The following is a 20,570-nucleotide window of genomic DNA, read 5'->3' as shown; positions in this document are numbered from 1 at the left end:
CGGAACTCCCCCGCACCCGCCTCACAGCACCTTCGACAGGAACGCCCGCGTGCGCTCGTGCCGTGGGGCGTCCAGCACCTCACCGGGCGGGCCCTGTTCGACGATGCGGCCGTCGGCCATGAAGACGACGGTGTCGGCGACCTCGCGGGCGAAGCCGATCTCGTGGGTGACGACGATCATCGTGGTGCCCTGGTGGGCCAGGTCCTTGATGACGTCGAGGACCTCGCCGACCAGCTCGGGGTCGAGGGCGGAGGTCGGCTCGTCGAACAGCAGCAGCCGCGGCTCCAGGGCGAGGGCGCGGGCGATGGCGACGCGCTGCTGCTGGCCGCCGGAGAGCTGGCGGGGGTAGGCGTCGGCCTTGTCGGCGAGCCCGACCCGGTCGAGCAGCCGGCGGGCCGTCTCCTCGGCCTCCTGCCGGGGGCGCTTGAGCGCGGCGACCGGCGCCTCGGTGATGTTCTCCAGGACGGTCAGGTGCGGGAAGAGGTTGAAGGTCTGGAAGACGAAGCCGATCCGGGTGCGCTGTTTGAGGATCTCGCGCTCGGGCAGCTCGTGCAGCCGGTCGCCGGAGCGGCGGTAGCCGACCAGCGCGCCGTCGACGCTGATCGCGCCCCGGTCGACCTTCTCCAGGTGGTTGACGGTGCGCAGCAGTGTGGACTTGCCGGAGCCGGAGGGGCCGAGAACGACGGTGACCACGCCGGTGCGCACCTGCAGGTCGATGCCGTCGAGCACCTTCAGGGGGCCGAAGCTCTTGTGGACGGCCTGGATGTCGACCATGACGCTCATGGGGATTCCTTCAGTGTCGGAAAAGTCGAAAAAGCCGGAAGGGCCGGAAAGGGTCAGGCGGCCACGCGCTCGGCGAGGGACCGCAGGAAGGCCAGCGCGGAGCGTGCGGTGGCGTCGTTCTGCCGGAACGCCGGCCCGCCGGTGCGGGGCCGGGTGAACGCGCCGGAGGAGCGGGCGTCGGTGTGGGGGCCGAGCGCGAAGCGGCGCGGGTGGGGCCGCCCGGCGCGGTCGAGGATCCGCCCGTCGGCGGGGTCGACGCGCAGCAGCCCGTCCGGGGTCTCGGCGGCCCCGTCGGCGTGCAGTTCGCGCAGCAGTGGATCGCGGCTGCGGCCGACGGTCGGTGCGGGCAGCCGTGCCTCGACCAGGGCCCGCGCCTCGATCCGCAGTCCGGGCACGGTGGGGCTGGATGCGCGGAACACCCCGTCCTCGGCGGCCACCGCCATGTCGGCGCCGGCGAACCGGACGATCCCTGCGCGGGACAGCGCGAGCAACTGCCGCAGCCGGGGCCCCGGCGGGCCGGAGGCGAGGTGGCTGAAGAAGCCGTGCCACCAGGGCCCGACGTCGCCGAGCCGCACGAGCTGCCCGTACACCGAGAGCAGGGCGTAGAAGACGGCCAGGTCCGGGCTGTGCGCCGGGTCGTGCCGGCGCCGGAGGTCCTCCTCCACGTACGCCCGCAGCCCTTCCTGGAGAGCCTCGTGCGAGGCGTACCGCACACCGTCCAACGGCCGGTCGAGGGCGGCGAGGTCGAGCCGGTCGCGTACGTCGGGCACGGCCGCGGTGACGAGGGCGTCCAGGTCGGCGCCGTCGGCCGCGGCGTACTTCTCCTCGAAGACGGCCCAGGACACGGCGGTGCGCTCCGGATGGGCCGTGAACAGGCGGTGGTAGTGGGCGAATCCGAGTTCCTTCGCCACCAGGGGCCATACGTCGCGCCGGAAGTCGTGGCCGCCCGGCCGGGCCCGCAGCTCGTCGATCTGCGCGGGCCCGAGGAAGCGCGGCAGCGGCGGCCGCTCGCCGGTGAGGTCGTAGCCGATCTTCGCGTGGTACGGAACTCCGCGCCGCGACCCGGCGTACAGCACCGGCTCGCGCCCGGACGGGACGTAGGTGTCGCCGTCGTAGCGGCCGCCGCGACCCTCGGTGAGCAGCACCATCAGGTCGACGAAGGCGAGCCCGAAGCCGCGCACCAGGACGTTCTCGCCGGGCGCGAGCGCGGACAGGTCGCTGTCGGTGGTGTAGTCCGGCGGTAGGTGCACCAGGCCGTGCTTGCGGGCGTAGACGGTCAACGCGCGCTGCTCGTCGTCGGGTTCGGCGTCGAGATGGCCGACGGTGAGTACCACCAGATCGGCGAGGAGAGGCCGGGGGCGGCCTTCGAGCCACACCTGCTGGCGGCCCTCGCGGGGGCCGCTGACGCGCAGGGCGCGGCGGCGGTGGTGATGAACGGTGATCTCGGGGGGCAGCGCGGCCAGGACCTGCTGGTGCACCCAGCTCAGGTAGGCGCCCTGCAGCTGCCGGTCGGCGAAGGTGCGGCCGTCGATGCCGGCCCATTCGTGCAGGGTGGGGCCGGGGCGCACCGGGCCGGCCATGTCGACGGTGTCGTCGGTGAACATGGTGATGTCCGCGGCGTGCGAGTTCATCCACAGCAGGGGCGACTGGGCGGTGCGCCAGACGCGTCCGGCGCCCGGCGGGTGCGGGTCGACGAGGTGGATGTCCAGGCCCGAACCGGCGTACAGCTCGGGGGCGTTGGCGGCGATCCGTTCGACGATGCCGGTCCCCCGCGGACCCGCGCCGACGACGACCAGGGCGGGCCTCATCGCCGCGGCTCCGTTCCGCGCGCGTAACGCTTCTCGACGAAGGTCTGGCCGATGCCGAGGAGCGAGGTGACGACGGTGTACCAGAGGGTGGCGACCATCAGCAGCGGGATCACCTGGTAGGTGCGGTGGTAGATCAACTGGGTGGCGAACAGCAGGTCGTTGACGGCGATGACGCTGACGATGGAGGTGCCTTTGAGAGTGCCGATCAGCATGTTCCCGGCCGGCGGCACGATGGAGCGCATCGCCTGCGGCAGCACGATCCGCCACCAGCGGCGCCGGCGGCTCAGGCCGAGGGCCTGGGCGGCCTCGATCTGGCCGCTGTCGACGGCGAGGATGCCTCCGCGCACCACCTCGGCGGCGTACGCGGCCTCGTGCAGGGTCAGGCCGATGACGGCGACGGCGACCGGGCTGAGCAGGTCGACCGTCCGCACGCCGAGGATCTGCGGGTACAGCGCCCCGATGTTGAACCACAGCAGCAGCTGCACCAGGATCGGGATGGACCGGAACAGCCAGACGTATCCCCAGCTCACCGCGCGCAGCACGGGGTTGGCGGACAGCCGGGCGGCGGCTAGCAGGGTGCCGAGCGCGAACCCGAGCACCATCACGGCGGCGGTCAGCCACAGGGTGAGCCACAGTCCGCGCAGCACGGACGCGGTGGTGAAGTACTCGGCGACGACGTCCCATTGGAAGGCGTCGTTGCGGGCGACGGAGGTGAGCGCGAGGGCGAGCAGGGCCAGGACGACGACGGCGGCCGCCCACTGGCCGTAGCGGCGGCGGGGCACGATCCGGGGGATGGCGGCCGCTTCCGGTATGCCGGGTGCCGCGGGCAGTTTGGCGAGGGTGCCAGAAGACATGCGAAGGCTCCGTGACCAGACAGGTCGAACACGGGTGGCGCCTTCACACGGGACGCGCCGAGCGGCGCGGTACGGCCGAGCCCCTCAGCAGGGCCGTCGCACGACTGTACGGGGCTGTTTCCCCTCGCTGTCAAGGGTGTCCAGAGTATGAGCCGTACGTCTCAAGCCGGTTGACGCACAACCGGGGAGCTGTTCCACTTGGCCCATGCATCCGCAGTGGCTGGTCTCGCGCTCCCACATCGACTTCGGTCGCGTGTGGTCCTCTTCCTGTTGAGCTGACCCCCTGCGCGTCCCGCTGCCCTGATCCGGCGGGCGCTCTTTCGTGTTTCTCCCCGCGCTTCTCTTCGCGTCTCGTTCCGCATGCCTTCACACGCGCACCCCTCCCCTCGCGTCTTTTCACGTCCCTTCTGCTGCTCACAGGAGACCGCACACCATGCGTACGTCCACGCGTACCCGCTTGAGGCATTTCGCCCCGTTCGCCCTGATCACCTCGGCCGCTCTGCTCCTCAGCGCGTGCGGTTCCGGCTCCGCCGGCTCGGCGAACGCGGCCGGCGCGGCGGCGGCCGACACGATCCCCACCACGGATGTCGTCTCCGGTGTCACCGAGGATCCGTCCGTGGCGAAGCTGCTGCCCGCGGACGTCACCCGGCTCACGGTGGCCTTCAGCGTCAGCGGCAGACCGCCCGGCACCACCTTCCTGGACGACGGCAAGACGCTGACCGGCCAGGACGTCGACTTCACTCGAGCCGTCGCCCGGGTGCTGGGCCTCGAACTGAAGGTCGAGCAGGCCGGGTTCGAGGCGATCCTGCCCGCGCTGGACAGCGGCAAGTACGACGTCGGCGCGAGCAACTTCGGCGTCACCGACGAGCGCCGCAGGACCATCGACTTCGTCACCTACATCAACGACGGGCAGGGCTTCGCCGCCCGCAAGGACAGCGGCCTGCCGAAGATCACCGATCTGACGCAGCTGTGCGGCCTGAACGTCGCGACCGGCGCGGGCACGACGTTCGAGGCCACGCTCGAAAAGAACAAGCAGCGGTGCACCGAGGCCGGCAAGAAGCCCTACCGGGTGCAGACCTACAGCGAGGACAGCGCGCTGTGGTCGTCGGTGCAGCAGGGCCGCAGTGATGCCGTGATGTCCACCATCAACGGCCTGCGCTACGACGTCGCCCACCAGAGCGGACTGAAGTTCCTGGGCGAGTTCCACCGTCTCGACGTCGGCTTCGCTTTCAAGAAGGGCACGAAGCTGGCGCCCGCCTTCCGGGCGGCGGTCGACAAACTGATCGCGGACGGCACGTACGAGGCGATCCTGAAGAAGTGGGGCACGACAGGCTCGGCGATCAAGGCGTCACAGATCTCGCCGCCCGAGCTGAAGAACTGACGGTCCGGCAACCCCTCAGCAGTCACACCCGCAGTCACAGCAGTCGCACCCGTCCCCGCAGCAGCTGCAGCAGTCACAGCAGCCGCTGCAATCCCCGCAGTCGCTGCAGTCGCACTGCGAGCACAGCCCGTCCCTGCGCTCCCGGCTCCAGGGATCCTCGAACGTTCCGCAGCACATCTGGCACGTGCAGGCCAGCCCCATCCACACCGCGCAGCCCGCGAGCAGTCCGCGCCGGTCGCGGCGCGGCGGCCCGGGCGGCAGCGGTGCGCCCGGGCCGCCGGGTGGCGCGTACGGCCCTGCGGCCTGCGGGGTGTGGGCGCAGCCGGCGGTGCCGAAGGCGCGGTCGACGGAGGCGCGCAGCTCATGCACGAGCAGCCGGTGCGCGAGAGCGGCGTCGCTGAACTCCACATCGCGCAGCGCGAGCCGGATGCCGTGCACGGCGTCGTCGGCGAGCCGGCGGGCATCGGCGAGGGAGGTGCCGGTGACCGTCAGCGGGTTCCAGGCGCCGGACTGCGCGTCGGCGTCCTGGTCCTCGACCGCGTCCAGCAGGTGGGCGAGCCGTCCGAAGAACCGGCCGGCCTCGGCGAGCGGTGCCGCGTTGCCCGGGCGGCCGGCCAGCACGGCGGTGTGCGCGAAGGCGGCCGCGGTGGCCGTCTCGGTGGGTTCGGTGACGGCCAGGATCGGTGTGCCGGGACCGGCCAGCACTTCCAGGCCGGCCTGCCGGTCGACGGCGTCGACGAGGACGGCGGTGTCGAAACCGACGGCGGCGCCGCCGCGTTCCCCGGCCCGCGCCCACCCTGCGGCGACCCGGCGGGCGGCGAGCGCCACCGGCCGCCGGGCCAGCAGCCCGTCACGGTCGGCGACATGGTCGTGCACCTTGGCGGCGGCGAGCACCAGCGACACGGCGGCGGCCAGCCGCGCGCCCTCACCCTGAGCGACGGAGGCGGTCCGCATGCCGCGCAGCGGACACGGTCCGGCCGTACGCCACCCACCTGCGGCCCTCCCGGCCTGAGCTTCCGTCAGAACCGATATGAGCAGCCCGTCATAGTTCGTCACGATACGGGCGAACTGTCCGTGGTCCTTGCGCAGCGCGAGACACAGCCCGCACAGATGGGCCGCCCACTGGACACCCAGCGCCTCACCGAGCCGATGCCGGCAGGGCCTGACGATTCCGAACACCACGCGCCCCCGTTCACCCATACGCCCCGCCCGTCACCCGGACGCCGGGGAGAATCATATTTCACTCACAGTCAGCAGCCGTTTGGGGCGCGCCCCTTGGGAAACACGGGTTCTCGACGGATCGGCTGTGCACCAGTACCGTCACAAACCCCCCGCACGGCGTCTATCCACTTGGCGCGACATCCGCATCATGGACGACCATGGGGAATGCGGACGGCAAGACAAGGCCGCTGTGAGAGGAGGCGTCCATGGGATCGGTGCGCAAGGCGAGTGCGTGGCTCGGCCTCGTCGACGACAACGATGACGAGCGCTACTACGACGACGACTACACCGAGGGGACCGAGTCCGGGGACGCCTGGGTCACCGACCCCCGGGTGAAGGTGGCAACGGACACGGCCGAGGACAAGGGCCGCCGGATCGGCACGGTGACCCCGGACAGCTTCCGGGACGCCCGCGCGATCGGCGAGCTGTTCCGTGAGGGAGTCCCGGTCATCATGAACCTCACGGCCATGGAGCCCACCGACGCCAAGCGCGTGGTGGACTTCGCGGCGGGGCTCATCTTCGGGCTGCGCGGCTCGATCGACCGGATCTCCACGCGCGTGTTCCTGCTGTCCCCGGCCGACACGGAGATCATCTGCGGCGAGCCGGCCGCACACCGTTCGGACGGTTTCTTCAACCAGAGCTGAGGCGGGGCCGCTCACCGGCCCCGCCCTGCTCGGGGTCCCTCACCGGAACGCGTCGAGTCCGGTGAGCGCCTTGCCCAGCACCAGCTGGTGCATCTCGACGGTGCCCTCGTAGGTGAGCACCGATTCCAGGTTCGTCGCGTGCCGCATCACGGGGTACTCCAGCGAAATCCCGTTCGCACCGAGGATGGTGCGCGCGGTACGGCAGATCTCGATCGCTTCCCGTACGTTGTTGAGCTTGCCGAAGCTGACCTGCTCGGGACGCAGGCGGCCGGCGTCCATGCGCCGCCCGAGGTGATGGGCGAGCAGAATCCCCTTGTGCAGCTCGACCGCCATGTCGGCGAGCTTGGCCTGCGTGAGCTGGAAGCCGCCGATGGGCCGGCCGAACTGCTCGCGCGTCTTCGCGTACTCCAGTGCGGCCTCGAACGAGGACCGGGCCGCGCCCATGGCCCCCCAGACGATCCCGTAACGGGCGTGGGAAAGACAGCTCAGCGGTCCGCGCAGCCCGGTGACGTCCGGCAGCACCGCGTCGGCCGGCAGCCGTACGTCGTCCAGCACCAGCTCGCTGGTGACACTCGCCCGCAGCGACCACTTGTGCTTGATCTCGGGGGCGGAGAAGCCGGGGGTGTCGGTGGGAACGACGAACCCGCGGATGCCGTCCTCGGTCTGCGCCCATACGACGGCCACACCGGCGACCGAGCCGTTGGTGATCCACATCTTGCGGCCGTTGAGCACCCAGTCCGTGCCGTCGCGCTTGGCGTGCGTCCGCATGGAGGCGGGGTCGGAGCCGTGGTCGGGCTCGGTCAGCCCGAAGCAGCCGATGACCTCACCGGCGGCCATGCGCGGCAGCCAGGCCTGCTTCTGCTCCTCGCTGCCGAAGCGGTGGATGGCGTACATCGCGAGCGAGCCCTGCACCGAGACCAGGGACCGGATGCCGGAGTCGGCGGCCTCCAGCTCCAGGCAGGCGAGGCCGTACTGCACGGCGGAGGCGCCGGCGCAGCCGTAGCCCTCCAGGGACATGCCGAGCGCGCCGATCCCGCCGAGTTCCCTCGCCAGCTCGCGGATGCCGGGCAGCTCCCCCTTCTCGTACCACTCGGCGATGTGGGGCAGCACACGGTCCGCCGCCCAGCTGCGGACGGTGTCCCTGATGGCCAGGTCCTCAGGCTGAAGAAGGTCGTCGATCCCCAGGGGATCGGTGGGGTCAAAGGACATGGCACATCCTCCGGCGAACGCGAAAACTAGCACCGCTAGTTACGATTGGTGCCGCTGACGTTACGACGCGGTGTTCCGTACGTCCAGTCCCAGGGTGCGTCCGCGTGCGGTGTCACGCCGAGACGCGCGATCTCTGCGCCTCGCGGGGCGCCGGCAGCTCCACCGGCTCCGGCTCGCCGCACTGCATCACGCGCGGCAGCCGCAGCGCCATCACCGCGCCCAGCAGCAACAGGCCCGCGCTCACCAGCAGCGTCACGTGCAGCCCGTGGACGAAGGACGCCCGCGCCGCAGCGCGCAGCGCGTCCCCGGCCGTCCCGCCGAGCCGGCCGGCGACCTCGTAGGCCTCCCCGAGCGAGTGCCCGGCCGCCGCCGAGGCCGGCGTCGGCACGCCCGGCACGTCCGCGAGCCCGGGCGTGTACGCGGCGTTCATCACACTGCCCAGCAGCGCGATGCCGATCCCGGCCCCCAGCTGGTACGACGTCTCACCGATCGCCGCCGCGCCGCCCGACTGCTCGGCCGGCGCCTCGCTCAGCATCGACTCGTACGCCCCGAAGAGCGTCGTCTCCAGTCCGAAGCCGAGCAGGACGAAGCCCGCCAGCAGCAGGGGCACGTTGTCGGTCGCGCCCATCGCCGTGAGCGCCACCACCGCGGCCGCGGTCAGGCAGAACCCGGCGCACACCATCCGGCGCGGACCGAACCGGCGCAGCATCCGCGCTCCGAGCAGCCCGGCCGCCATCGCCGCGAAGGTCAGCGGCAGCAGCCGCAGCCCTGTCTGCAGCGGCGACAGACCGAGCACCAGCTGCAGATACTGCGCCGCGATCAGCTCGAGGCCGACCAGGGCGAGCATCGCCAGCACGATGCATCCGACGGAGGTGCTGAACGCGGGCCGGGCGAACATCCCGAGGTCCACCAGCGGATGCCGGCGCCGCCTCTGCCGTCGTACGAAGAGGACCAGCAGGACCGCGCCGACGACCAGGGGCAGCACGGTGAGCGCGCTGCCCGCCGGCTCCCCGCCGCCCAGCCGCTTGACGCCGAACACCGCGCCGAAGAGGCCGGCCGCGGCCATCAGGGCGCCGACGACGTCCCAGGGGCCGTCGTCCCCTCCGGTCGACTCGGGCAGCAGCAGCCGGCCCACCGGCAGGCTGATCAGCATCAGCGGGATGTTGACGAGGAAGACCGATCCCCACCAGAAGTGCTCCAGCAGGAAGCCGCCGAGCAGCGGGCCGACGGCCGCGCCGACCGCGGCGACCGCGCTCCACACGCCGATCGCGAGGGCCCGCTCGCGCCGGTCGGGGAAGACCTGCCGCAGGATCGACAGCGTCGCGGGCATGATCATCGCGCCGCCCACGCCGAGGAGGGCCCGCGCCAGGATCAGCACCTGCGCGTTCGGAGCGAAGGCCGCGAGCGCCGAGGCCACCCCGAAGAGGGCGTAGCCGAGCAGTAGGACACGTCTGCGGCCGACCTTGTCGCCGAGCGTGCCGAACAGGATCAGCAGCGAGGCGCAGACGAGGGGGTAGGTGTCGACGATCCAGAGCAGCTCGATGGCGCCGGGCCTCAGGTCCTCGGTGACGGCGGGCACCGCCACGTGCAGCACGGTGGCGTCGACGGCGACGAGCAGCAGGCTGGCGCACAGGACGACGAGAACGACCCAGCGGTTGGCACCGGCCCCGGCCGCCCGACGGCGCAGCGCGGCGGCCGTGGTCGTCCCGGACATGTACGTACCTCCCAGATGAACCTCACGCCCGGCGGGCTCGTGGGGGTGGGGACTCCCCCGCGACTCGGCCGGAGAGAAGCGGTCGTCTCCGGCCCGCGCAGCGAACGCGAGTGACACGTCAGCGTACGCGCATTCGCTCGCCGCTCGCGTGGCGGACGTCTCACCGGTTCCGGTGAACCCATGTGGCGTACGCCACTCCCTCCGCGGGCTCGCCGGCCGGCCGCCACCCGGCCGCGATCACGCTGCGACGCGAGCAGGCGGCGAAATCCGGGCGGTCGCGCGGTGAACGCATTCGGACAGACCATAAAACCCGCTCCGGAATGATCAAAGGAATTGCAGGGCGCGACGTTGCCCGATTACGGATTCGCAGGAATTGGACCCGCTGTTGAGAGGAATCCCACATCACATCGTCATCACAAAGCCGTGGATTCGCAGGAGTTGACAGCTCACTCGCTGTAACGTCGATTGGGTGCGTATCGAACCGAACCTCACCCGTCTGGACCGGGTGTTCACCAGACTGGACCGGGAGCCGGAACGACCGGCCCACATCGACGTACCGCGGATGACGCGGCACAGGGTCGTGCTGTTCGGCTCGACCCTGGCCTTCTACGCGGCGATCGTGTGGCTGGTGGTGACCACTTCGTGGCTGGTCCGGCTGGACTGGCAGGTCATGTTCTTCCGGCCCTACCAGCAGTGGGCGCAGATCCACTGGTTCGTCGACTACTACGTGGTGCTCGGCCAGCGTGGCCCCACCGCCGTGATGGTCGCCGCCTGGCTGGGCTGGCGCTCCTGGCGGCAGCACACGGTGCGCCCCCTGCTGACGCTGGGGGCGTCTCTGCTGTTGCTGAACATCACGGTGGGCGCGGCGAAGATCGGCATGGGCCGGCTCGGCCCGCACTACGCGACCGTCATCGGATCGAACGAGATGGGTCTCGGCGGCGATATATTTCCCAGCGGCCATACCGCCAACGCCGTCGTGACCTGGGGAATCCTGGCCTATCTGGCCTCCACCCCGAGGGCCAGGCGCTGGCTGTCCGCGCTGTCGGCCCTGACCGCGCTGGGCGTGGGCCTGTCCACGGTCTACCTCGGTACGCACTGGCTGAGCGATGTGCTCCTCGGCTGGGCGGCGGGCCTGCTGGTCCTGCTCGCGCTGCCGTGGTGCGAGCCGCTGATCGCCCGCGCGGAGACCGGGATCTTCGACCTGCGCGACCGCTGGCGCGACCGCCGCACCGGTACGGCGCCGGCCCCGGCCGCCCCGGTCACGGCGCCGGTGCTGGTCCCCTCGCTCCCCTCGACGCAGGACGAGACCCCCGCGGGCCGTGCGGCGGCCACCGCGGGCCGCGCCCCGAGAGCGCCCGTCTATCTGGCCCCGGGCCCGCACACCACCCGCGCGGAACGCACCCCGGTCACCCCGGCCGGCAGCCGCCGCCCGCCGCACCCGGACCGCGTCGCGCGCGGCACGAGCCCCGCGGCCCGCCCCGCGGGCAGCTGAACGCCACGCGGCGGGCCGGTACGCACACACACCCCGCCGCGCACGTCGAAGGCCCCGGTTCCGGACAGGAACCGGGGCCTTCGTCGTCTCCCGGACGGCTCAGCCCTTCCAGGCGCGGGCCACCCGGCCGTCCCTGACCTCGAAGTTCAGCCGGCCCACGCGGTACTCCATGGTGATGACGGCCCCGGGCGGCAGAGAGCGCACCGTCGACCAGCCGCGCTCGCGCGCGAGGCGCTCGGCCCGCTCGGCGTCGAGGCCGACGTAACCCTCGGGACTGTCCTGGGGCTCCCCCGAGGGGGAGGGAATGGGTGCCATACCGCCACGCTAGGCGGTGTCACGCTTCTGTCACAAGATCACACCGTTCTGTTTGATCGCGTCCAGTCATGCCGGGGGGCGGTTCCGGCGGCCTTCATTACGCCTTCCGGGTGCATTCCAGCGCCATTCGCGTGAGTCGAACCGGCCCTTTCGGACACCTGCCGGAAAATGCCCCGGTCCAGCCCTGCGGGCCGCACTTTCCGTACCGATTTCCCGAATGCCGTACACATCGGCGTCCCATGGGAAATCCACGGTTCCCCCACACAATCTCCCTACGCCCCCTGTCGGAGCGCACCGCGGCGTGCGCATCATGGCCTCGGCCCGCGCGCAGCTTGCGCCGCGGGCTTGCAGCGGACCCGGGACGCGACAAGCGAAGGGGCGAGCGGACGATGGGACTGCAGACCGTACGGGCGGCGGCACGGCCCAGGCGGAGCGAGCGGCGCGGCCGGGTGGTCGTGGACTGGCTGACCACCACCGACCACAAGAAGATCGGCCACCTCTATCTGATCACGTCGTTCGTGTTCTTCCTCATCGGCGGGATCATGGCGCTGCTGATGCGCGCGGAGCTGGCCCGGCCCGGCCTGCAGATCGTCGACAACCACCAGTTCAACCAGCTCTTCACGCTGCACGGCACGATCATGCTGCTGCTCTTCGCCACCCCCAGCTTCGCGGGGTTCGCCAACGAGCTGATGCCGCTGCAGATCGGCTCGCCCGACGTGGCCTTCCCGCGGCTGAACATGCTCTCGTACTGGCTGTTCCTGTTCGGCGGGCTCATCGTGCTCAGCTCGCTGGTGGTGCCGGACGGACCGGCCGCGTTCGGCTGGTTCGCCTACGCGCCGCTCAACGACGCGGTGCACTCCCCCGGCCTCGGACCCGACCTGTGGATCATGGGGCTCGCGCTGTCCGGCTTCGGCACGATCCTCGGCGCGGTCAACTTCATCACCACCATCGTCGGGATGCGCGCCCCGGGCATGACGATGTTCCGGATGCCGATCTTCACCTGGAACACCCTGCTGACGTCCGTCCTGATCCTGATGGCGTTCCCGGTGCTGGCGGCCGCGCTGCTGGTGCTGGAGGCGGACCGGCGCTTCGGCAGCCATGTCTTCGACGCGGCCAACGGCGGCGCGCTGCTGTGGCAGCACCTGTTCTGGTTCTTCGGCCATCCCGAGGTGTACATCATCGCGCTGCCGTTCTTCGGCATCATCACCGAGATCATCCCGGTCTTCAGCCGTAAACCGATCTTCGGTTATCTCACGCTGGTCGGTGCGACGATCTCGATCACCGGGCTTTCGGTGGTGGTGTGGGCGCACCACATGTTCGCCACGGGCGCGGTGCTGCTGCCGTTCTTCTCCTTCATGTCGTTCCTGATCGCGGTGCCGACGGGGGTGAAGTTCTTCAACTGGACCGGCACCATGATCAAGGGCTCACTGTCCTTCGAGACGCCCATGCTGTGGGCGACCGGCTTTCTGGTGACGTTCCTGTTCGGCGGACTGACCGGGGTGATCCTGGCCTCCCCGCCGATGGACTTCCACGTCACGGACTCCTACTTCGTCGTCGCGCACTTCCATTACGTCGTCTTCGGCACGGTCGTCTTCGCGATCTTCGGCGGGCTGTACTTCTGGTGGCCGAAGTTCACCGGCAAGATGCTCGACGAACGTCTCGGCAAGATCCAGTTCTGGACGCTCTTCACCGGCTTCCACACCACGTTTCTGGTGCAGCACTGGCTGGGCGCGGAGGGTATGCCGCGCCGCTACCCGGACTATCTGGCCGCCGACGGTTTCACCGCGCTGAACACCGTCTCCACGATCGGCGCGTTCGTGCTCGGCCTGTCCACGCTGCCGTTCCTGTACAACGTCTGGAAGACCGCCAAGTACGGCGAGAAGGTCGACGTCGACGACCCCTGGGGCTACGGCCGCTCGCTGGAGTGGGCGACCTCCTGCCCGCCCCCGCGGCACAACTTCACCGCGCTGCCGCGGATCCGCTCGGAGTCCCCGGCGTTCGACCTGCACCATCCTCAGTTCGCGGCGCTGACCCCGCAGCCCGAGCCAGAGCGGCATCAAGCCGGTCCCGAGCCGTCCTGATCGCGTCCACCAGCTCGGCCGGCTCGATAACCTCGAAGGGGAAGCCGAGCATCATCACGTGGATCACCATCACGTCCAAACTCCCGGCACCGGTGCGCAGCACGCAGGCGCCGGGGCCGTCCGGCTCGAGCGTTCCGGCGGACGGTGAGACGCGCTCGGCGGCCTCGGCGAGGGGCACCAGCAGCCGGACGGTGGCGTGGGTGGCGTACGCGCGCGTGGAGACGCCCTTCGAGACGTACGCGCCGAGGTCGTCGGCGGGCGGGGTGCGCGGCGTGAAGCGCGGGCCGTGCGGCGGCTTGGGGGTGATGCGGTCGACGCGGAAGGTGCGCCAGTCGGCGCGCTCCACGTCCCAGGCGACCAGGTACCAGCGGCGCTCGGTGCACACCAGGCGGTGCGGTTCGACGGTACGGCGGCTGGTGGCGCCGTCGTGTGTGCGGTACTCGAAGCGCAGCCGCTCGCTGTCCCGGCACAGGTGGGCCAGCTCCGTGAGCAGGGCCGGGTCGAGGGGGGCCGTCGGCGGGCCGGGACGCAGCATCGGCACCGTGAAGGCGTTCAGCGCGCTCACCCGGTGGCGCAGCCGGCCCGGCAGCACCTGCTCCAGCTTGGCCAGGGCCCGTACCGAGGTCTCGCCGATGCCCTCGATGCCCTGCCCGGCGGCGGTGCGCAGACCGACCGCGACGGCGACCGCCTCGTCGTCGTCCAGCAGCAGCGGCGGCAGTTCGGCGCCGGCGCCCAGCTGGTAGCCGGTGCCGGGGCTGGCGTTGACGGGATAGCCCAGCTCGCGCAGCCGGTCGACGTCCCGGCGCACGGTTCGCGGGCTGACGCCGAGCCGTTCGGCGAGGTCCGGGCCGGACCACTCGCGGTGGGCCTGGAGCAGGGACAGCAGGCGCAGCAGTCGTGCGGAGGTCTCCAGCATGGCGCCGAGTCTGCCAGGGCTTGCGGACAGGTCGTGTCCGCGAAGACCCGGCCGCAGGGGGTCAGGGTGTGTAGGGAAGCTGCGGCACCACGAAGCAGGTGCGGTTCATGTCGCCCTGGGTCACCCAGCCCTTGCCGTCCTGCCAGCGGGCCACCGACAGACAGGTGCGGCGGTCCTTCGGCGGCTGCGGCAGCCGCGCGAACTCGACGGGGAGCAGCAGACCGCGGGCGGTGTACCCGTTGCCGTGACGGTTCATCCAGGCGTCCACGCACGCGCGCGTGACGCCCTGTCGCGCGCAGGAGCGGGCGGCGTCGGTGAACCACATGGCCGCCGCCCAGCCCTCCAGCTGCCACTGGGAGTGCGCCGGGAGTCCCTCGGTGGCGTCCCGGAACTCCCGTACCGCGCTGTTGCCGGTGTCCTGGTGGTTGCGGCTGGCGCCGGTCGCCCACAGGGCGTTGCGGCAGCGCGGGGCGTCCTTGTAGTCCTGCGGGACGGTGGAGGTCCAGTTCTGCACGTTGGTCACCTTGGCGGTGACGTGCGCGCCGACCTCGTCCATCGCCCGGCACAGCTGGGCGTTGCCGTGTGTGTCGATCGCGTCGAAGACCAGGTCGGTGCCCTGCTGTTTCAGGTCGGCGGCGACGGCGCGGAAGTTGGGCAGCGCGAAGTCGACCTCCTCGCTGACCACCCGGTACCCCTCGGCTTTCAGCCCGCGCTCCAGGAGCCGCGCGTAGGCGGCGGACGCCGACTGGTTGTACGACACGACGGCGGCCGTGCGGGCGCCGTGCTCGCGCTTGAAGTACCGGTAGACCTCCGTGCCGCCGTACAGCTTCCCGCCCCAGCCCGGTGTGCCGTCGCGTGGCGCGAGGCTGCCGTAGATGCCGTACAGGTGCGGCCAGGTGTCGTAGGCGGCGCCGATGGGCTGTCCGCCGATGTCGGACACGCCCGCGTGGGAGACGCGCGGGGCGCCCGCGTAGTCGAGTGCGGTGGTGGCGACCAGGGCGACGACCTTGTCCTCGTCGATGAGCTGGTGCACGCACGCGTTGTTGCCGATGCCGCTGCCGCCGTCGTCGCACAGGCGCACCTCGACGCGCCGGCCGGCGATGCCGCCGCGCGCGTCGAGCCGGTCGAAGTAGGCCTTGGCACCGTCGCGCGGCCCGGTGAAGGTGCTCCCGCCGACCGGGCTGGTGGCACTGGTGATGATGCCGACCCGGATCGGCGCACCCGCGCTCGGCGCGGGCGTGGACGCGCGCGTGCCCTGCTCGAAGTCGCGCTCCGGCAGCCGGCTGCCACACGCCGCGCACAGGATGAGCAGCAGCACAGCGGCGGCCGCCCCGGCCGTGCGGCCGGCGGGACCAGGCCCTGTCGTTCGGATCATCCCTGCGTAGCGGGGGCCTAGCACCCCGGGATCGCCGGCGCGGACGCATTGCCGCTCAGCTTGACGAGCGCGCACAGCGTGCTGTCGGAGACCTTCCACTTTCCGTCCTGCTGGACCGAGATGCCGGCCGCGTTAGGCAGGGCGGTGGCGCCCTGGACGACGAGGTCGTACGTGACGGCCGCCCTGGTCGGCGAGGTGAACGTCACCTTCGTCACCTTCGCCTGCACCTGCCGGCCGCGCTGGTCGCTGCTGAAGGCCTGCAGGACGGGGGCCATGCGGTCACCGTTCTCCAGGACGGCCTGCTTGTCCTTGAGCGGTGTCGTCGGCGCGAAGAACGTCTGCCAGTTCTGCTTGATCTCCTGCTGTGCCGCGGCCGGGTCCGCGGGTGCCATGGGTGCGGCGCTGGTCGTCCGCTGCGCCGAGGGCGTGGCGCTCCCGCCTCCGCCGTTGTTGTCACTGCACGCCGCGAGGGCCGGGGCGAGAATGAGAACGAGAGCGGCCGCCACTGCCGTACTCCGTCCCGTCGCCCCTGGGCCGCGCCCCTTGTCTGCCGTCCCCCGCCTGAGGTCGCTTCCCAGAACCATCTGGCTCACCACCGGGTGTCGGTCCGGGCGATGGGCGCCCGGTGCTTTCAGGGTCGGTGCACAACAGACATAGTGCAAGCCATCAGCCGGCAGGGGCATACCGGGCAAGTGGGCCGGGCCGGCGGCTGCGTGACGTGTGGGAGCCAGCGATGCGGACAGCGCGACTGCGGACCGTGCACCCCGTCCTGTGGGCCGGCTGGGCGGCGCTGGCCGCGGGCGCGGTGCTGTGCGTCATCGGCTGGTACGGCGTCTCCGGCGAGCGGTTCGCCGAGCGGCAGCTGCCCTACCTGGCCTCCTGCACGGTGCCGGGCGCCGCACTGATCGTCGCCGGGGCGGTGCTGCTGAGCCACGGCCGGGACGCCCGGGCGGCCGCGCGCCTGGAGGAGCTGTACGGGCTGCTGGTGGCGGCCGGGGCCGACGGGGACGACACGGCCGGCGCGGGCAGGTCGACCGCCGCCCCGGTCGCGGTCGGCGGGCGGACGCTGATGGTTCCGGGCGGCACGCTGTGGCACCGCGCGGACTGCCCGCTCGTCGCGGGCAAGGCGCAGGCGCTGCCGGTGGACGGCCGGCTGCTCGCGGAAGGGTCGCTGGCCCCCTGCCCGATCTGCGAGCCGGACGCCGCGGAGGACTGATGTCCTCCCTCACCTACGACCTCACGCTCGCCGGGCTGTCGGTCGGCAGCGCCGCCGCGCTCACCGGGATCGGCCTCATCGTCACCTACCGGGCGACCGGCGTGCTCAACTTCGCGCACGGGGCGATCGCGATGGTCTGCGCGTACGCGCTGCGCCAGTGCGTGGTGGTGTGGGGCTGGCCGCTGTGGCTGGGCGCCGTGGTGACGCTGCTGGTGCTGGCGCCGGGGATCGGCGTGCTGCTGGAACGGTTCGTCTTCCGGCCGCTCGCGGTGCTCGGCGGCGACCCGGCGCGCACCCTGGTCGCCTCCATCGGGGTGTTCGTGCTGCTGGTCGGCGGCGCGGTGCTGCTGTGGGGGCAGGGAGCGCGGGACGACGCGCCGCAGCTGATGTCGGCCGACCCGTGGGGGCAGCTGGCGGTGGCGCTGCTGCTGGCGGGCGGGGTGTCGGCCGTCATCCGCTGGACACGGTTCGGGCGGGAGCTGCGGGCCGTGGTGGACGACCGGCAGCTGGCCGTGCTCGGCGGCATCGACGCCGACCGGGTGGCCGCTGCGGGCTGGGCGTTCGGGGCGTTCACGGCCGGTCTGACGGGGGCGCTGCTGGCGCCGTACGTGCGAGTCGACCCGTACGGGCTGCCGCTGCTGGTGATGGAGGTGGTCGCGGTCGCGGTGGCCGCGCGGATGCGCAGCCTGCCCGTCGCGGTGGTGGTCGCGCTCGGGATCGGGGTGGCGCAGAGCCAGCTGACGCGGCTGCACCCGGCCGGCTGGGCGCAGCCGCTGCTCCAGGCGGTCGGCGCGAACCTGTTCGTGGTGGCGCTGCTGGTGGCGTCGCTGGTCCTGCCCGGCATCGGCCGCCGTGGCGCGCTCCCCCACCCGGTGGCCGCGCGCCCCCCGGCCGCACCGCACGGTGCGTGGATCGTCGCCGTCGTGCTGTTCCTGCTGCCGCTGGGGCTGGCCGGTTCGGACCTGCGTACGGCGGTGCAGGTGCCGGCGCTGGCCATCGTGCTGCTGTCCCTGGTGGTCGTCACCGGGCGGGGCGGCCAGATCTCCCTCGGTCAGGCGGCGTACGCGGGCCTGGGCTCGCTGTTCACGGCGCTGCTCGCGGCCGGCCGCTTCCCCGTCCTGCCTCGGCTGCCGGAGCTGACGGCGCTCGCGGTCGCCGTCGTGCTGGTGGCGCCGCTCGGGCTGCTCACCGGCTGGCCCGCGATCGGCCGCCGGGGCCTCGCCCTGGCCCTCGCGACCTTCGCGGTCGGGGTCGGCGTGAGCCGCTTCGTCTTCGCCCAGCCGTACGCCACGGCCGGGCTCCTTCTGGACCGGCCGGCCGGTTTCGCCGGCGACCGCGCCTACTACGGCCTGGAACTGGCCCTGCTCGCGGCCGCGCTGCTGGCGACGCGGCTGCTGCGCCGGGGCCGTACCGGGCGGGCGCTCGCGGCCATGCGGGACCACGAGGAGGGCGCGTCGGCAGCCGGAGTCCAGGTGCCCTCGCTGAAGCTGCTCGCCTTCGTGTGCGGTGCGGCGCTGGCCGCCCTCGGCGGCGGCCTGCTCGGCATGGGGCTGCGCGCCTTCGACCCCGGCACGTACGACCCGGTGCGCAGCCTGCTGTGGTTCGCCGCGGTGGTCGTGCTGGGCGCCGACAGCACCCTGGGCGCGCTCGTCGCTGCGGCACTCCTGGTCGGCCTGGACGCGGGCGCGCGCGGCGGGGTGGCGGCGGCCCTGGTCGGCGTCCTGGCCGCGTTCGCCGGCCGCTTCCCGGGCGGCCCGTACGAGGCGCTGCGCTCGGCGGCCGAGCGCCTGCGGTTCGAGGGCGGGGCTCACCTGACGGCAGTGGGCGCACGGGCACGGACACGGCTGCACCCGGCCCGGGAACGGGCCCCGGGGCGCGCGGGTCTGACGGGAGCCACGGCGGTGTCGGCGGCGAGCGGTGACGGCGCGGAGGCCGCACTGCCGGACCGGGGCGCCGGCGGCGTGGCTCACCCGGAGGACACACCCCCGCCGGTCCTCACCGCTCCGGCGGCCGGCACACCCAGGGCCCGCCCAGGCCCCGCCGGCGCGCCCGCCCCCGTACTCACCGCCCGCGGTCTGCGGGTCCGTTACGGCGGGTTCACCGCGCTGGACGGGGTCGATCTGGAGGTCGCCCGCGGCCGGGTCACGGCGGTCGTCGGGCCCAACGGGGCCGGGAAGAGCACGCTGTTCCACTGCCTGGCCGGGACCGTGCGGCCGGTGCGCGGGCAGGTGCTGTTCGGGCAACGGGACGTCACCCGGCTCCCGGCGTACGCCCGCACCCGGCTGGGGATCGGGCGGACCTTCCAGCAACTGGCCGTCTTCCCGTCCCTCACCGTCGCCGAGAACGTCCGCGTCGGCGCCGAACAGGGCCCGCTCACCGATCCGGCGGCGGTGGAGCGGGCACTGCGGCTGTTCGGACTGGACGGCCCCGTCCGGGCGCTGCCGGCCGCCGGGCTGCCCACCGGCGCCCTGCGGCGCGTGGAGCTGGCCCGGGCGCTCGCGGGCGGCCCGCGCGTGCTGCTGCTGGACGAACCCGCCGCCGGGCTGGACACCGCCGAGGTCGCCGCGATGGCCCGGGTGCTGCGCGCGCTGGCCGCGGACGGCACCGCCCTGCTCGTCGTCGAGCACGACCTGGACCTGGTCGCCGATCTCGCCGACGTCGTGCATGTGATGAGCGCCGGCCGGGTCGTCGCCTCCGGGCCGCCCGGCCGCGTCCTGGACGCCTTCGCCGCCCGGGCCGGACAGGAGGCGGGCACGTGACCCTCGTCCTGCGCCACGCGCGCGTGCGGTACGGCCCCTTCGAGGCTCTGCACGGCGTCACGCTGACCGCCCCCGGCCCGGGCCTGACGGTGCTGCTGGGCCGCAACGGCTCCGGCCGCAGCACCGCCCTGCGCGCGCTGGCCGGGACGGTGCCACTGGCCGCCGGGGCGGTGCTGTGGGACGGCGCGGACATCTCACGGCTGCCGGCGTACGAGCGGGCCCGGCGCGGCCTGTGCCTCGTCCCGGAGCGGCAGGCGGTGTTCGGCTCCCTCACCGTCCGCGAGAACCTCGCCCTCACGGCCGGCGCCCACGACGCCGCCCTCACCGCCTACCCGCAGCTGGAGGGCCTGCTCGCGCGTCGCGCCGGCACGCTCTCCGGCGGAGAGCAGCGCATGCTCGCGCTGGCCCGCGCGCTGTCGGCACGCGCGCGTGCGGTGCTCGTGGACGAGCCAACGCAGGGCATGGCGCCCGCGGTGGCCGCCCGCACCTACGAGTTGCTCGCCTCGCTCGACGCCTGCGTGATCCTCGCCGAGCAGCGGCTGCCGCCCGCGCTGCGCGGGCGCCGGACGGTGGTGGTGTACGAACTGGGGCGCGGCAGTGTCGTCTTCAGCGGCGAGGCGGCGGAGCTGGAACGGCTGGGATCCGCGAGGTGAGCGGCCCACGCAGGGGCGCCCTGGGGCCGGCACAGCCCTCGGGGCCCCCCCCCCCCCGCCCGGGGGGGGGCCCCCGGGGGGGGGGGGGGGTGGGCCGGCGCGGGTGGCCCGGCCCCCGCCCGACCGGGGGGGGGGGCGCCCCAGTGCCG

The 20,570-nt window shown here is 72.7% G+C and carries 16 protein-coding genes and 1 pseudogene; 7 read left to right on the top strand and 10 right to left on the bottom strand.

Annotation, left to right across the window (positions count from 1 at the left end; translation table 11 throughout):
* Positions 1–21: 21 nt before the first annotated feature.
* From ACF1GV_RS36420 to ACF1GV_RS36410, 3 genes are read right to left on the bottom strand one after another with little or no spacing between them, the layout of a single operon-like run.
* Entirely contained in the window at positions 22–783 is a 762-nt protein-coding gene (locus tag ACF1GV_RS36420; protein ID WP_391689895.1) for an amino acid ABC transporter ATP-binding protein, read from the bottom strand.
* Between the two features lie 53 nt (positions 784–836).
* Entirely contained in the window at positions 837–2,591 is a 1,755-nt protein-coding gene (locus ACF1GV_RS36415) for an FAD/NAD(P)-binding protein (RefSeq protein WP_391689892.1), read from the bottom strand.
* Entirely contained in the window at positions 2,588–3,445 is an 858-nt protein-coding gene (locus tag ACF1GV_RS36410; protein ID WP_391689889.1) for an amino acid ABC transporter permease, read from the bottom strand. Before ACF1GV_RS36410 ends, ACF1GV_RS36415 begins: the two co-directional genes overlap by 4 nt.
* Before the next feature lie 433 nt (positions 3,446–3,878).
* Between ACF1GV_RS36410 and ACF1GV_RS36405 the strand changes: the two genes are divergently transcribed.
* The gene (locus ACF1GV_RS36405) at positions 3,879–4,826 is read left to right on the top strand and encodes an ABC transporter substrate-binding protein (protein ID WP_391689886.1); all 948 of its coding nucleotides are present in this window, start codon (positions 3,879–3,881) and stop codon (positions 4,824–4,826) included.
* Between the two features lie 15 nt (positions 4,827–4,841).
* Here the strand turns inward: ACF1GV_RS36405 and ACF1GV_RS36400 are convergent, their stop codons facing one another.
* On the bottom strand, positions 4,842–6,005 hold the full coding sequence (locus ACF1GV_RS36400) for a DUF5685 family protein (protein WP_391690145.1): 1,164 nt from the start codon (positions 6,003–6,005) through the stop codon (positions 4,842–4,844).
* Between the two features lie 248 nt (positions 6,006–6,253).
* On the opposite strand from ACF1GV_RS36400, the gene ACF1GV_RS36395 reads away from it, so the two are divergent.
* Entirely contained in the window at positions 6,254–6,691 is a 438-nt protein-coding gene (locus ACF1GV_RS36395) for a cell division protein SepF (RefSeq protein WP_363266909.1), read from the top strand.
* 39 nt (positions 6,692–6,730) lie between these two features.
* Here ACF1GV_RS36395 and ACF1GV_RS36390 read toward each other — a convergent pair whose 3' ends face one another.
* Positions 6,731–7,900, bottom strand: coding sequence for an acyl-CoA dehydrogenase family protein (locus ACF1GV_RS36390; RefSeq protein WP_391689882.1), 1,170 nt, complete (start codon positions 7,898–7,900; stop codon positions 6,731–6,733).
* Positions 7,901–8,012: 112 nt separating this feature from the next.
* Positions 8,013–9,614 carry an MFS transporter gene (locus ACF1GV_RS36385; RefSeq protein ID WP_391689879.1) on the bottom strand — a complete coding sequence of 534 codons (1,602 nt, stop codon included), beginning with the start codon at positions 9,612–9,614 and terminating at the stop codon, positions 8,013–8,015.
* A gap of 469 nt (positions 9,615–10,083) precedes the next feature.
* On the opposite strand from ACF1GV_RS36385, the gene ACF1GV_RS36380 reads away from it, so the two are divergent.
* Positions 10,084–11,106 (top strand): phosphatase PAP2 family protein, encoded by a 1,023-nt coding sequence (locus tag ACF1GV_RS36380; RefSeq protein ID WP_391689874.1) that lies wholly within the window; start codon positions 10,084–10,086, stop codon positions 11,104–11,106.
* Between the two features lie 99 nt (positions 11,107–11,205).
* Here ACF1GV_RS36380 and ACF1GV_RS36375 read toward each other — a convergent pair whose 3' ends face one another.
* Positions 11,206–11,421, bottom strand: a complete 216-nt coding sequence (locus ACF1GV_RS36375) for an I78 family peptidase inhibitor (RefSeq protein ID WP_363266913.1) — start codon at positions 11,419–11,421, stop codon at positions 11,206–11,208.
* A 68-nt stretch (positions 11,422–11,489) separates the two neighbouring features.
* Between ACF1GV_RS36375 and ctaD the strand changes: the two are divergent.
* A pseudogene (ctaD, locus tag ACF1GV_RS36370) lies at positions 11,490–13,337 on the top strand (cytochrome c oxidase subunit I); the annotation flags it as partial.
* Positions 13,338–13,380: 43 nt separating this feature from the next.
* On the opposite strand, the gene ACF1GV_RS36365 reads toward ctaD, so the two are convergent.
* The 3 genes from ACF1GV_RS36365 to ACF1GV_RS36355 form a co-directional block, all read right to left on the bottom strand.
* Positions 13,381–14,418: a helix-turn-helix transcriptional regulator gene (locus ACF1GV_RS36365; protein WP_391689871.1), complete on the bottom strand. Its 1,038-nt coding sequence runs from the start codon at positions 14,416–14,418 to the stop codon at positions 13,381–13,383.
* Positions 14,419–14,479: 61 nt separating this feature from the next.
* Positions 14,480–15,793: an ABC transporter substrate-binding protein gene (locus ACF1GV_RS36360; protein WP_391689868.1), complete on the bottom strand. Its 1,314-nt coding sequence runs from the start codon at positions 15,791–15,793 to the stop codon at positions 14,480–14,482.
* Positions 15,794–15,810: 17 nt separating this feature from the next.
* Positions 15,811–16,377, bottom strand: a complete 567-nt coding sequence (locus ACF1GV_RS36355) for a hypothetical protein (protein WP_391689865.1) — start codon at positions 16,375–16,377, stop codon at positions 15,811–15,813.
* A gap of 149 nt (positions 16,378–16,526) precedes the next feature.
* Between ACF1GV_RS36355 and ACF1GV_RS36350 the strand changes: the two genes are divergently transcribed.
* The 3 genes from ACF1GV_RS36350 to ACF1GV_RS36340 are packed head-to-tail and all read left to right on the top strand — an operon-like array spanning position 16,527 to position 20,421.
* Positions 16,527–17,009 (top strand): hypothetical protein, encoded by a 483-nt coding sequence (locus ACF1GV_RS36350; RefSeq protein WP_391689863.1) that lies wholly within the window; start codon positions 16,527–16,529, stop codon positions 17,007–17,009.
* Positions 17,009–19,768, top strand: a complete 2,760-nt coding sequence (locus ACF1GV_RS36345) for an ATP-binding cassette domain-containing protein (RefSeq protein ID WP_391689860.1) — start codon at positions 17,009–17,011, stop codon at positions 19,766–19,768. Before ACF1GV_RS36350 ends, ACF1GV_RS36345 begins: the two co-directional genes overlap by 1 nt.
* Complete coding sequence (locus tag ACF1GV_RS36340) at positions 19,765–20,421, top strand: ATP-binding cassette domain-containing protein (RefSeq protein ID WP_391689857.1); 657 nt, start codon at positions 19,765–19,767, stop codon at positions 20,419–20,421. Before ACF1GV_RS36345 ends, ACF1GV_RS36340 begins: the two co-directional genes overlap by 4 nt.
* The last annotated feature ends 149 nt before the right edge of the window (positions 20,422–20,570 follow it).

Source organism: Streptomyces sp. NPDC014006 (genome assembly GCF_043088925.1).
Classification (GTDB): Bacteria; Actinomycetota; Actinomycetes; order Streptomycetales; family Streptomycetaceae; genus Streptomyces.
Note: the sequence above shows the minus strand (reverse complement) of the source record. Positions and strands in the feature narration are given on the sequence as shown.